This is a genomic window from Thermogemmatispora sp. (assembly GCF_019683635.1).
Taxonomy (GTDB): domain Bacteria; phylum Chloroflexota; class Ktedonobacteria; order Ktedonobacterales; family Ktedonobacteraceae; genus Thermogemmatispora.
Genome location: NZ_JADGIA010000146.1, coordinates 1 through 13,512, shown reverse-complemented (window position 1 = coordinate 13,512; position 13,512 = coordinate 1). Strand labels below are relative to the sequence as shown.

The following is a 13,512-nucleotide window of genomic DNA, read 5'->3' as shown; positions in this document are numbered from 1 at the left end:
TTATGAGTCTCCTGCTGGTGCCTTTGTCCTCTCCTCTCTGGGCTTCCTTTCACGACCCGCGCCGGGTACTTTTTCCCTGGTTTTCTCCGTCGACCCAGCCTTTGATGGCGCTAAATTGACATAGTATGATATTTAAAAAGATGATATAATCCACGTAGAGAGGCAACTTATCATCGGAGTAGAGTAAATCTCATACGTGCCTGTGCATGAGGACGAAAACGAAGGATTGGAGTCACCTGGCTGGCGCAAGCCGGCCTGGGCCTGACAGTGGTAAAGGCAAGGAAAGCCTGCAGCGGCCCTGGCCAGTGGCCTGGTCTTGGCGGCCTGGATCATGGTCAGGCCAGTTCTCTTGGATGAAAACCAGCCTGTGGCTGTTGGTCAGCCTCCTCTGTGGTCTCTGCCTGCTAAGCGCCTGTGGCCCGACGAATGAAGCGCCCGCTGCTCCTGACGAGCTGGGAAACCTTCATAAAGGTCTCGTCTACGTCGCCATTGGCGCCTCCGACTCCTTTGGCTTTGGCACCGCTGATCCCTACGCCGATAACTGGCCTATTGATCTGGCCCATAAGCTTGGCCCATCCGTCCATCTGGTCAATCTCGGCATTCCCGGGATCCACCTTCATCAAGCGCTGCGCCTGGAGTTGCCCATCGCGCTTGATGTGCATCCTGACATCGTGACGATCTGGCTGGCCGTGAACGATCTGGCTGACCAGGTGCCGGTGACGGCCTACGCGCGCGATCTGGATCTGCTCCTCACGCGCCTCCAGGCGGGGGCCCCGCAGGCCAGGATTGCCATTGCCAATGTGCCCGATCTGACGCTGCTCCCACATTTTCGCACCTTTGATCAGCAGTGGCTGCGCTCTCAGATCCAGCTGTATAACGCTGCCATTGCTGATAATGTGAGAAAGCATCATCTGATTCTAGTTGATCTGTCGCAGCAGCGCTATAACCTGGCCCGTCATCCTGAGTACGTGAGTGAGGATGGCCTCCATCCGAGCGACATTGGCTACATGGCTCTGGCCAATCTCTTTTATCAGGCCCTGCGCTGAGGCCGAACCTGACGCCTGGCTGAGCAACGGGGACAGGAGGCGTGACCAGCTCAGGAGGCCAGTAAGGTAGGCTGCCACGGAGGAGGGCAGCGGTAACGGGAGGTACTGGACAGGCTCAGTCAATTTGCAAGAAAGTGGCATGACGGAACTTTTTGGTATCCCGCTTGATACGCTCAGCACGATCCTGCTGATCATCACCCTGGCGATTGTGGCGCTGGTCCTGGTACTGGCGTTGCGCAATCGGCTTTTTTTTAAGATCGGTGTGCGCAACATCCCACGGCGGCGCACGCAGATGATGCTGATCATCTTCGCGCTCATGCTTTCGACGACCCTGCTCTCTAGCGCCCTGGCGACCGGCGATGTCATGACGGGCGCCGTGCGCAGCGTCGCAACCTATAATGTCGGCAACGTTGATGAGACGATAGAGGGCGGCTCTGGCGATCTGGGCTTCTTCGATGAGGCGATCTATTACCGCCTGCGTGCGCAGGTGGGCAGCGACCCTGATGTTGCCGCCCTGGGGGCGGCCATCATGGAACATGATCTGTTGGTGGCCGACCAGACCTCGCGTCAGGTGCGCTCTGGGGTGACAGCTCTGGCCGCTCTGCCGGGCAGCGAAGATGGTTTTGGGGGTATTGTCGCTGAGGATGGCAAGGGCCGTTTGCATCTTGCCTCACTCGGTCCCAACGAGGTCTACCTGAATCGGACTCTGGCGCAGCTTTTAAACGCTCATGCGGGCGATCGCCTCTATCTCTACTCGCAACGCTGGCCGGGACGGCGCTATGAGGTGCGTGTGCGTGCTATTGCCGATAGCAGCGGCATGATAGGCGATACTCCTTTCATTGTGAGTCAGGTGCAGCTGTTTCGGCGGATTGAGCAATGCGGCGACGCCATCACGCAGATCTTTGTGGCCAATCGCGGCAGTGATGGGCCTGATAGCATCGCTATCTCCGATCGCGTCGAAGAGAAGCTAGAGCGGCTCATCCCGCGCAATGTTCACGTCATTGAAGTCAAGAAGCTGGCCATTTTGAATTCGGAGAAAGCGCAAGACATTTTCTCGCGCATCTTCGTTCTCTTTGCCCTCTTTATTGTGGCCATTGGGATGCTGCTGATCTTTCTCATCTTCGTGCTGCTGGCGGCGGAACGGCGGGTTGAAATGGGGATGGCCCGAGCTATTGGGGTGCTGCGTCGTCATCTGGTGCTGACCTTCCTCTTTGAAGGGGCGATCTACGATCTGCTAGCCTCCTTCATCGGGCTGGCGTTGGGGGTGGCCATTGGGGCTTTGCTGGTGCTCTTGCTTGGGCCGGTGCTGGAGCGCTTCGACTTCCCGCTCAAGCTGACCTTTCAGCCGCGCAGCCTGCTCATCGCCTACTGCCTTGGCACCATCTTCACTTTCTGCGCCGTGACGGTCTCCGCCTGGTTGGTAAGTCGTATGACTGTGGTGGAGGCTTTGCGCAACCTGCCGGAGCCGGAGCGGCGACCACGCACCATTGCGGAGCTGAGGGGGCTGCTTGGACTGGTGAGGAAGGCTCTGCGTCAGCGCGGTCGTCGCCTGCTCAGCTATCTCAGCGAGCTGCTCATCGAGGGCGGGCGTGCTCTGGTCCTGGCGGGTCTGCTCCCGCTGCTGGCGGGCCTCTGGCTGCTCTCCTATGGCCTGACAGAGCGGCTGGTAGCACCTTTCTCCCTGGGTCTCTCGCTCCTTGTCATCGGTGGCTGCCTGCTCCTCAAGACCGGCATTATCGCACTCAGTCCTGCCAGATACAGGCCGCAGGTGCGCCGTCTGAGCGATCGGCTGGTGCCGGCCATTGCCGGCCTGACCATCTGTGCCTACTGGGCTGTTCCCTTCGATCTCTTCGCCTCGCTGGGTCTGGTACGTTTCCGCTCCAGCATCGAAGTCTTCTTTCTAGCCGGCTTCATGATGACCCTGGGGATTGTCTGGGCCCTCATTGCCAACGGTGAGCTACTTGTCAAACCGCTGTTATCGCTCTCGCGGGTACGCCCGCGTCTGCACCTGTTGGCGCGTCTGGTGGCCTCCTATCCGCTACACTATCGCTTTCGCATGGGACTGAGCGTGACGATGTTCAGTCTGGTCGTTTTTGCTTTGACCGTGATGACGGTGATCACGGCGGCCATGCAGCACAGTTATGCTGACATTAATCTGCAAACGGGGGGCTATGACATTCAAGCTATTCCCTACTTTCGGCCCTTGCTCTCCAGTCAAGGAAAGGAGGCTCCTGATGAGCAATTGCGGGCCATTCTGGCGCGGCATGGCATTGATCCCGGAGCCTTCAGCGCCATTGGCGTGCGGACGACAACGCTGGTGGGGGTGATTCAGCCGACGGCTCCTCAGCCGGCCTGGCGGCTCTATCCGGCTCAGGTGATCAGTGGGGGCTTTCTCCAGGGCTATGGCCTGCATTTGGTGGCGCGAGCGCGCGGCTTCAGCAGCGATGCTGCCGTCTGGCAGGCGCTGCAGGAGCATCCGAACTATGCCTTGATCGATAGCAGCGCGCTGGCAGCTAGTCTGGGTGCCCGTAGCTCGCCTGGGGTCTATGATCCCTCGGCGCCGACAGCCAGTGAGGCCGGGGTGCCACTCACGCCGCCCGGTCTGGACCCTTACTATACCTTTGCCCTCAGCGGGATCTCGCTGGGAGAAACGAACTTCACACCGCAGAGCATCTGGGTGACGCGCTCGCCGGGGGGCGACGGTCTCTCTGCCTTGCTCAATGCCTCGGTTGCCAAGCTGACCATTATTGGGGTGGTTGATAACAGCAACGGTGATCATTTTGGACTCTACATCTCGCAGCGGCTCTACGGTTCGATTGCGCCCGATCCGAATAATCCCGAGGTCCAGGCCTACTACTTTAAGGTGGCGCCAGGTCAGGACAAGCGCGCGCTGTCCCTTCGCCTTGGCTCGGCCTTCCTCGACGAGGGTCTTGAGACCACTGTCTTGGAAGATGCCATTTGGGAGGTGCGCGGGCCGCGCATCCTTCTCAGCGATATCATGATTGGAATTGTCGGGCTAGCGCTCCTACTCGGGGTTGCCGCCCTGGCGATTACCGGTACGCGCGCCGTGATTGAGCGGCGCCAGCAGATTGGGATGCTGCGTGCGCTAGGATGCAGCCGGCGTTTGATCAGGACGGCCTTCCTGGGTGAGTCTGTGCTGGTGGCGGTGCTTGGTAGTTTGATTGGTCTGGTGCTGGGTCTGCTGCTAGCGCGCAATCTGTTTGCCGCCAACTTCTTTGAGCGCTATCAGACTGGCCTGGTCTTTGTCATTCCCTGGGGCCAGCTGATCCTGATTATCGGCGTTGCTCTGGTAGCCTCGCTGGTGGCGGCACTTCTGCCGGCCTGGCAGGCAGGGCGCGTTACACCGATCGAGGCCTTGCGCTATCAGTGATAGGGGGGCCAGACCGGACCTGCTACCCTGCCTGGTCTGCTGGCTAGCAGGTCCAGGTGACCTGCGTGGAAGTGCCATCCTGGGTGCGAAAGAGCAGCTGGCCCTGGCGCGGGCAGGAGGCGTAGATGTAGACTGTGATTTGCTGTTGACTGCCAGGCTCTAGCCAGCCTTGCTGTGGTGCGAAGAAAGCGCGCACATTTGAGCTGCTGGCCGACCATTGGGTGGTGTCGCTGGCCGTGGAGGAAAGCGAAAGGGTGACCTGGCAGCGGAAGGTGAAGCTGTCGTGGCTACAGTCGTCTGATCCGTTGAGCTGGGTTGGACTGACGGTCAGCAGCGGCGGAGTGGGCGACGGCGTGGGCGTGGGTGTGGGGTGCGGCGTCGGGCTGGGCGATGGCGAAGGGGATGGTGTCGGTGTGGCCGTTGGTGAGGGAGTTGGCGTCGGGCTGGGTGAGGGCGACGGCGTTGGCGCCACGGTGACGATGACGGTGCTCGTTGGGATCGTGGGAGTCAGTTGGGCAGTCTGTCGCCAGAGGCCGGCTGACAGCAGTGGTAGCAGCAAAATGATGAGCAGGCTCAGGATGACCACGAGGCTGACCACGCCCATCAGAATCCAGCGCCCTTGTCTGGCCTCACGCTGGTAGCTCACGCCCTGGCTGCCGCGAAGACCAGCGCCCATGCCAGCGAGACCTGCTGCGCTGCCGACAGCTGGTCTAACGCTCTCGCTGATTAATGTGGGCTGCTCGTTCCACGGGAGGATGGGTGTGGCCGGGGCCTCCGCTTCGCTGGCCTTCGGAGGCACTCCGTCTGCTGGTTCCAGGATGCTATCGCTGCCAGCCGCCGAAGACGTCGACTCAGGAGGAGAGCCGGCAACAGCCTCCTCGCTTGGGGGAAGGAGCGCGGCCTGATCCTGGTTGGGCAATGCTGGCTGTGGTATGGTCTCTTGCTCGTGGATCGAGATCTCTTCCTCTGTCGATGCATGGCCGCTGAAAGTGCCTGCCTGCTCTTGAGAAGTGCTGGCCTCTCCGCTCGCGGTTGCAGCGTCGGGGACGGCGGGCTGAATCCTTCCGGGGCCGAGATGGGAGCTGGAACTCTCGGGAACACGGGTAGCATCGCTGGGGCGGAGCAGTTCGCCACTCGCCGGCGAGAACTCCAGAGGGGACGGCCTGGCTCGCCCGGCTGATAGGAAACGCACTTCGCTGATCGCAGGCAGGTTCGGGGCGCTGCTGCTGGCAGGGGAGGGAAGGCTGCCAGCTGCCGGGAAGAGCGCTGTGAGGAACTCCTTGACCGTGGGGAAGCGTTGGCTGCTCTCTTTGGCAAGAGCTTGCAGAAGCGCCTCATCCACCCGGCGCGGCAGCAGCAGGTTGAGCTGCGTCGGGGCCACTGGCTGCTCATGGCTGTGCTGCCGGGCCAGCGTTGCAAAATCTGTACCGCTGAAAGGGGGCCGCCCGGTCAGCAGCTCGTAGGCGATACAGGCCAGGGCGTACTGATCGCTGGCGCGACTTGTCATCCCTTCGAACTGCTCAGGAGCCATGTAAGGCCAGCTACCAGGGCGCAGCTGTGGCTCACCGTCGGTCGCTGTGGCCCAGCTGAAATCGGTGAGCCACAGCTCTCCTTTGGCATTGAAGAGGATGTTCTCCGGCTTCAGGTTGCCATGCATCACATTGAAGTGATGGGCATAGGCCAGGGCGTCAGCGATCTGCTGTAGCAAGGCTCCAGCCTCGGCCACGCTCAGTGGTGTCGTCCCCTGGCGCGCCAGTCGCTGGCGCAGCGAGCCGCGCAGCGCATATTCGCTCATCAAATAGACTTCGTCCTGGTCGACACCGCTCTCTAGCGGAGGAAGCAGATGCGGATGTCGCAGCATCCTCAGCAGGCGCACCTCACGGAAATATTGCTCGCGATTGCGAGGGAAAGGCGGGTGAAAGAACTTAATCACCACCGTGTGGCCGGGGGCTGTCAGGTGCTGAGCCAGGTAGGCGCTGCTTGCTGGCCGATTGCCGAGGCCGGCGATGATTCGATAGTGACCGATCACTCTATCGATATAGCGATTGCGCTCGCGCATAGCTCCTCCACCGGGGCCCGAGGACTGTCATCCACAGACGACCATTGCTGCTGCTGTAGGGCACTGCTCCATCTGACCAGGGGTGCTGCTCCAACCTCTTGCCACATCGTGCTTCCCCTCTTCTTTCCTCGCTTGCTTGCTTGCTTTTGGCACGTACTCACAAGGCTGCCTCATTCCAGGGCAAGGAGAGTATAACTGGCACTTCTGCATGGTGTCAATGAAAGAGAGAAATGGGGGATGACAATCGCTCCCCGTGCCTGATAATATCAAGACGAATGGGCTGTAGCCTCTTCTAGAGTGACTCACTCGTGAATTCTTCGTTATCTATTCATAGCAGTACTAGAGCTGCCCATTTGGACTGTGTTGGTCATAGGATGCGGCTTGAGAGTGTAGGAAGGGTCTAGTGACAATGAATCGGTGCCTCTACTGCAACAGGCCATGTGAGCAAGGGGTGGTGTTTTGCGACGAGTGTCGGGCACTGCTGTTGCAACGTCATGCCCTCGCTGAGCAAGAAGTGCTTTTTCCCCCGAGAGGTGAAGGATGGCAGGTGGCTGGGCTTTCAGATGTGAATGGCTGGCCGCCGCCCTCGCTACGTGGCTTCCCGACGGTGCCGATGAGTGCCGCTGATGGGGCTTGGGAGGAGGAAGGTAGCGCTGATCCCCGGGCGCGCTCTGCGCTGGCTTCGGGATCAGCGCAGAGAACAGGTCGGGAGGGGACCCAGGGCAGTTTTCCCCCGCTTGAGCAAGGTGACATAAACCAGAACCTGAACCGACCCGCGTGGCACTGGTCCTGGAAGGCCCGGCGTCAGGCCTGGTCTGAGCAACTGGTCTCCTCCGCAGCAGCTGCGGAGCAGGGAGCAGGGCGGCCCCAGCGGCCCGGCAGCGAGCCAGCCGGGAGGCGGGAAGCGGTGCGAGCGACGTCGGAGGCACATCTTCTGCCTGCCTCCGGTGGTGGTGGTAGTACGCAACCTGGCGGATCGCCATCTGGCACTCATCCCAATGGCTTAAGGGATGCCCGGTCGGGTCCCTGGCTCCTGGGGGACCGGCGCAGGAGCAGGTCGCCGTGGTGGAGACAGCCGGGGCGCAGGCCCTGGTTGCGCTGGCTCTTTGTAGGACTGACGATCCTGGCGCTTCTGCTCATTGGCTTGAATGGTTGGCTGATCCGCTCACGTTTCGCTGGGGTCCATCAGCCGACCATGCCGGTAGGCCAGCCGCCGTTTTTGACGGCGACACCGACGCTGGCCCATGCCGGTCAGGCGGTGCATCTCCATCTGGATCATTTCCCAGCTTTTGCTCAGATCTATTTTAGCTACGATGTTGGCCAGGCCCTGGCCCCCGTGGGTATGGCCTCGCTTGTTCACCTGGGGGCGGCGGGCAGCGCTGATGTGACGATCATCATTGGGCGCGATTGGAGTCCTGGCAGCCATACTATCCAGGCTGAAGATGTCGCCACACACTATACGGCCAGTACGACGGTTCAGGTCTTGGCCAGTGGTCCGCTGCGTTCGCCGATTCTGGAGGTCAGTCGCCGCAGTCTGGATCTCGGGGCGGCGGTGCAAGGTCTCAATAGTGTGGTGCCATTCTGGCTGAGCAACGGTGGCGATGGAAGCCTCTCATGGACGGCGAGCAGCGATCAACCGTGGCTACTGACTACCCCGACGCAAGGGGTACTCAGTGAGCGCCAGGCGATCTTGATCGCAGGGTCGCGTGCCAATCTGCAACCTGGCGTTTATCACGGGACCATTACCTTTAGCGCTGATAGTGGCCCCTCTTTGCGCGTCCTGGTGACAATGCGGGTCGAAGCAGCCCCAGCTACAGCCAATGGGCGGCAAACCTGGCCGCTCACGCTGACGCCAGCGGCCCTGGCTTTCTCGCTCAGCGATGGTGGCCCGGCGCCCGCAGCTCAGTTTGTCACTCTTGCTAATCCTGCACGGGAGACAGCGGTCTGGTCCAGCCGCCTGGTAGTGCCGCCCGAGGCCAGCCAGGATGCGCCGTTGCCGGCGCGCGCCGATTGGCTCCAGCTCAAGCCGGCCCAGGGGCGATTAGCCGCTGGTGAGAGTCTGCCTGTGGCGGTAATGGCCCAGGGGGCGCATCTGCTGCCCGGCCTCTACCTGGCCATCGTCCAGGTGAGCAGCTCGCCCTCTTCTGCCCCAGCAGCGACAACGACCCAGGTGCTGGCGGCCTCGCTCACAGTCTTGCCTGCCTGTCGCCTGACCTTAAGCTCCCAGAGCCTGACCTTCACCATTGGCTCAGGGCGGAGTACGGCCAGCGATCAGTCGCTTGATCTGGGGTTGGCACCGGGCTGTGCTTCTGGCCTGAACTGGCAGGCGTTTACCTCAGCAAGCTGGCTCAACATCGATCCGGCCAGTGGCCGTGTCGATGCAACCCACGGCATGAGCGTGCACGTCAGCGTGGCCCTCAGCGAGTTACATGCCGGTACCTATAGCGGTTTTATTCTCTTCTCGATGCAACAGTGGACGCAAACGGTGTCGGTTCTCTTGAACTTGCTCACCTCGGCGATTCCAGGGAGCACCAGTAGCAGCGCTACCACAACAGCGGCGACAGATGGGCCGGGTCGCACCCCTTTGGGGGCAACTCTTTCACCGGGCAGTCTGAGCTTTACGGTCGAGCAGGGAAGCCAGCCACCGGCGGCGCGCTCTGTCCTGCTGAGCGCTAGCCAGCATCCGCTGCTGTGGTCGGTGACGCTCAATGCAGCGTCAACTCCCTGGCTGAGCGTGACGCCTCTCAACGGCATGCTGGCGGCTGGCCAGACAACGCAGCTGAGTGTCAGTGTCAACGTGACGAGCCTGACACCGGGGAGCTATAGCGGCCAGTTTAGTATCTCACTGGAGCCTGCCGATGGAATGCCGGCCAATCCCGGCCAGCTGGTGCAGGTGGTGATAGTTACCTTAACAGTCCTGGCTCCCTGTGTGCTCGAAGTGACCCCGAGTGGGTTGAGTTTTAGCAGCTCGCTGCTGCAACCGAATCCCCCTCCGCAGATGCTCTCACTGCGCATCGACGGAAGCTGCCCCCGCCCGGTGACCTGGGTGGCCAGCGTCGATAGCGATAGCGCTTCGTGGCTACATCTGAGTCAGGCGAGTGGCAGCGAGAGTGGTTCGGGAACGACCATCGCGGTCTACGTCACACCTCCGCGCCTGCTGCTGAAGACGCTGCGGGGTCAGATCACCATTACGGCCAGCGATGGCGGACAGAACCCGCTGCAGAGCAGCCCCCAGGTTATCACCGTCACCGTCAGTCCAGGCTGAGGCCAAACTGTGCCGCTCAAGGGGGCTTGTTCAGGATTGAGGTGGGCGAGCGCCTGGCTCGGCGAGATGACGAACGGCTGGGCGCCCGCCGACGAGCAGGAGACTAAGCAGGCCGACGATGGCCCCAGCTAAGGCCACGGTCGGAGGACCGCCAATGAGCGCGATCAGGCCACTTGCGCAGAAGTCTCCCAGGGGCCTGATCGCCATGATCATCAGCGTGTTGAGGCTCATGACGCGTCCTCGCATCTGAGCTGGAACGCGTGTCTGCATCAGTGTGATCGTAGTGGCGGCGATTATATTCTGCATGGCGCCGACAAGGAAGAGGGTCAGCAGCGAGAGCCAGAAGAGATGGCTCAAGGCAAACAAAAGCAAGGCTACGGTCCAGAGGCTGAAGGCCAGGATGAGTGCCCGCCCCTTGCGCTTAACTTCTCCGAGAGAGGCCAGTCCCAGTGCCCCCGCTACCGTGCCGACGCCAGAAGCGGAAAAGAGGAGGCCAAGCTGAAACGGCGTGAGATGCAGCACCTGCACGGAGAAATAGGGTAGGATGATGGCCGCCGAGGGATTGAAAAAGAGCAGAACTCCGTAGGCTGCGATTACCCAGGGCAGGACGGCGTCACGCCCGATGACTTGCAGCGATTCACGGATCGAGTGCATCAGATCGCTGGCAGGCGCGCCCGACGCCGCGGCCTGACCCTCACCTGCCGGAACACGCATGAGGAAGAGGACGATGAGTACCCCTAGATAGCTCAGGGCGTTGAGAAAGAAGTTGCCCGCGTAGTGGATGAGGCCAATGGTCAGGCCGGCCAACGAGGGACCAATGACCGCCGCTCCGTTAAAGACGGCAGATTGGAGAGAAATAGCGTTCATGAGGTCTTCGCGCGGCACCAGTTGGGGAATGAGGGCAGAGCGCGCTGGCTGGTCGAAGCTCAGGACGACGCTGTTGCAGAAGGCAATCAGGACAATCATCCAGACCTGAATGACGCCAAGATGGGTCAGCAGCCCGAGCAGGAAGGCCAGCCCCATTGAGCTGCTCTGCGTGCAAAGAAGCAGCCGGCGACGATCAAGGCGATCGGCTACCCCGCCTCCGATAAGAGCAAAGAGGAGAAAAGCGCCGGCTTGAGCCAGGGAGACGATCCCCAGGGCGAGGGCCGAATTATGGGTCAGCTTGAGAACAAGCAGACTCTGGGCAACAATCTGCATCCAGGTCCCAACAGAGGAGACAACCAGGCTGATCCAGAGCAGGCGATAGTTGCGATGGCGCAGGGCGCGGAAGGTGTTGAGCCGCTGGCGTTTGCTGGCGAGCGCGCTGTCTTCTGGCGTTGCTGTGGCAGGCGATCTGTTCACGGACGTGGGACGCTCTTTCTTTCTTTCGTACTGACCGGCGTATCTCTGCATCTGATAATAATTATACGTTTTGGTACTCTCCCTGAACCTGCGTGAGGCGCAGGGCGCTGGGGAAATAAACCCTGCCAAAGGCTGGCACTGGCTGCGTGCTCTTCCTCCTCCTGGTCTCCTTGCTCTTTTTTAGCGTTTCTGTGCAAACGGAAGAGATGACGGTATCTCTGTCCGGGTCCTATATACTTGACAGACGTGATCTGCATCGGTATTATTAACTATAGGCTCGTCTTGTATAAAGGAAGCAAGCGGGGACGCATGGCTCCCCGGTGCCAGCTGCTTCCAACACGTGAACCACGAGTAGAGCTTCTTTCTATGTCTGTAGCCTCTTCTGCTACGGATATTCAGCTGTCTGACGAGCGAGACTGGTGCTCTGTGAGCAAAGGAGGTGTTTTTCCCCCAACCCCTGGAGTCTATCCCTGTGTCTGGTGGAGGTTATCCATTGTCGACCTCTTATCCAGTCCACCTTTTGCCTGTACTACCTGATGATAGGCTGTCTCTGACCATGTTGTCCGGCCAAGTCTAGCGGTACACAGCCGTACCGACCTTACAAGCTAGAGGTGCCGATGAACATCGCAACATTCTTCCGATCTGCGCGCCGCCTTGCTATTGTCCTGCTTGCGCTCAGCGCCAGCGGCGTGGCGGCTCTACTCCTTCTGATTGTGCCATCCGCTGCCTATGCCCAGCTGCATGGAGAGGCTCCGACCAATCGGAGTTTGATCCGTGGGCACATGGTCCCGCTGCTAAGGAATCACAAGCCACTCCACAGTGAGAGCGCCAACCGCGTCCTTCAGCTTTCGATCGCGCTCAAGCTACGCAACGAAGCCCAACTCGATGCCCTGCTCGCGGCGCAGAATGACCCGCAGTCCCCGCTTTACCACCACTACCTGACGCCGCAGCAGTTCACCGAGCAATTTGGGCCAACGCCCGAGACTGTCAACCGCGTGGTGGCCTACCTGCGGTCCCAGGGTTTGCGCGTCAACGGGGTCTCGCCTAACCGTACGCTGATCAGCGCCAGCGGCAGTGTGTCCCAGGTTGAGCAGGCCTTTGCCATCACGCTGGCCGATTATCAGGTGGGAAATCGCACCGTCTACGCCCCGACCAGCGAGCCATCTGTGCCGGCGGAGCTAGGCGGCCTGATTCTCAACATTGCTGGCCTCGATAACGTTGCCCACTATCATCCCCTGGGCTTGCAGCGTCTCAGCAGCAGCCAGGCGCCTCACACCGGCCCTGGCGGTGGCTACACGCCGAGCGAGCTGCGCACCGCTTATGACATGAACTCGCTCATCAATGGGGGAAGCAACGGAAGCGGCCAGACCGTAGCCATCTTTGAGCTGGACGGTTACCGGGCCTCTGACGTCAACGCCTACCTGAGCTATTATGGCCTCGGATCAGCGAAATATTCCAATGTGCTGGTCGATGGGGCGACCAACACCGCCGGCTCGGGAGCGATCGAGGTCGAGCTGGATATGGAAGTCGTCTCGGCGATCGCACCCGGAGCGAACCAGAAAATCTATATTGGACCCAATACGAACACTGGGGTCAACGACACCTATAACCGTATTGTGACCGACAACCTGGCCAAAGTCGTCAGCATCAGCTGGGGCGAGTGTGAAGCGGCGGCGGGAACCTCAGAGCTGGCCACGCTTGACAACATCTTCAAGCAGGGAGCGGCCCAGGGCCAGGCTTTCTTCGCGGCCTCTGGCGACTCGGGTGCCTACGACTGTGATAACAACAGTCTGGCCGTGGACTCGCCCGCCGATGATCCCTATGTGGTGGGCGTTGGTGGTACGCATCTAGTTACCGGAAGTGGGGGCACCTACAGCAGTGAGTCGGCCTGGTCGAATCCTAACGACACGCAGCGCAGCCCGCATGGCTCGGGCGGCGGTGGTGGCATCAGCTCCTACTTCGCCCGTCCTTCCTATCAGACCGGCCCGAATCTGACCAATGCCAATCGAATGGTGCCGGATGTCTCGGCTGACGCTGATCCTGCCACGGGCTACTCAGTCTACTGCACGGTCACCGCGGCAGGCTGCTCCAGCTCTGGTTGGCTGACTGTCGGCGGCACGAGCGCAGCCGCTCCGCTGTGGGCCGGTGTGGCGGCTGATGTCAATCAATACCTGACTTCGCAGGGCAAAGCCACCCTCGGCTCGGCCAGCGCTACCATCTACCGCCTCTACAATACGACGCAGACCTATAGCGCCTATCACGATATCACCAGCGGTAATAACCTCTACTACTCGGCCACCACGGGCTACGATCTGGCGACCGGCATTGGCTCGCCCGACGTCTGGAACTTTGCCCGCGATGTCGCTGGCACCTCCGGCGGTGGTGGCGGCGGTGGCGGCGGTGGCGG

General features: G+C 60.9%; 6 protein-coding genes. 4 read left to right on the top strand and 2 right to left on the bottom strand.

The window, feature by feature from the left end:
* The first annotated feature begins 353 nt into the window (after nucleotides 1-353).
* Both IRZ31_RS15150 and IRZ31_RS15145 read left to right on the top strand, forming a co-directional pair.
* On the top strand, nucleotides 354-1,046 hold the full coding sequence (locus tag IRZ31_RS15150) for an SGNH/GDSL hydrolase family protein (RefSeq protein WP_297155096.1): 693 nt from the start codon (nucleotides 354-356) through the stop codon (nucleotides 1,044-1,046).
* Between the two features lie 139 nt (nucleotides 1,047-1,185).
* Entirely contained in the window at nucleotides 1,186-4,437 is a 3,252-nt protein-coding gene (locus IRZ31_RS15145) for an FtsX-like permease family protein (RefSeq protein ID WP_297155094.1), read from the top strand.
* A 43-nt stretch (nucleotides 4,438-4,480) separates the two neighbouring features.
* Here the strand turns inward: IRZ31_RS15145 and IRZ31_RS15140 are convergent, their stop codons facing one another.
* On the bottom strand, nucleotides 4,481-6,496 hold the full coding sequence (locus IRZ31_RS15140) for a serine/threonine-protein kinase (protein WP_297155091.1): 2,016 nt from the start codon (nucleotides 6,494-6,496) through the stop codon (nucleotides 4,481-4,483).
* Between the two features lie 1,093 nt (nucleotides 6,497-7,589).
* Between IRZ31_RS15140 and IRZ31_RS15135 the strand changes: the two genes are divergently transcribed.
* Nucleotides 7,590-9,761 carry a BACON domain-containing carbohydrate-binding protein gene (locus IRZ31_RS15135; protein WP_297155089.1) on the top strand — a complete coding sequence of 724 codons (2,172 nt, stop codon included), beginning with the start codon at nucleotides 7,590-7,592 and terminating at the stop codon, nucleotides 9,759-9,761.
* Between the two features lie 30 nt (nucleotides 9,762-9,791).
* On the opposite strand, the gene IRZ31_RS15130 is transcribed toward IRZ31_RS15135, so the two are convergent.
* Entirely contained in the window at nucleotides 9,792-11,105 is a 1,314-nt protein-coding gene (locus IRZ31_RS15130; protein WP_297155087.1) for an MFS transporter, read from the bottom strand.
* A gap of 617 nt (nucleotides 11,106-11,722) precedes the next feature.
* On the opposite strand from IRZ31_RS15130, the gene IRZ31_RS15125 reads away from it, so the two are divergent.
* Nucleotides 11,723-13,512: S53 family peptidase (locus IRZ31_RS15125; RefSeq protein ID WP_297155085.1), on the top strand; the 1,790-nt coding region annotated here is incomplete at its 3' end.

Coding starts and splice junctions, on each gene's coding strand:
- IRZ31_RS15150 (WP_297155096.1), top strand. CDS start 354: ATGAAAACCAGCCTGTGGCTGTTGGTCAGCCTCCTCTGTGGTCTCTGC.
- IRZ31_RS15145 (WP_297155094.1), top strand. CDS start 1,186: ATGACGGAACTTTTTGGTATCCCGCTTGATACGCTCAGCACGATCCTG.
- IRZ31_RS15140 (WP_297155091.1), bottom strand. CDS start 6,496: ATGCGCGAGCGCAATCGCTATATCGATAGAGTGATCGGTCACTATCGA.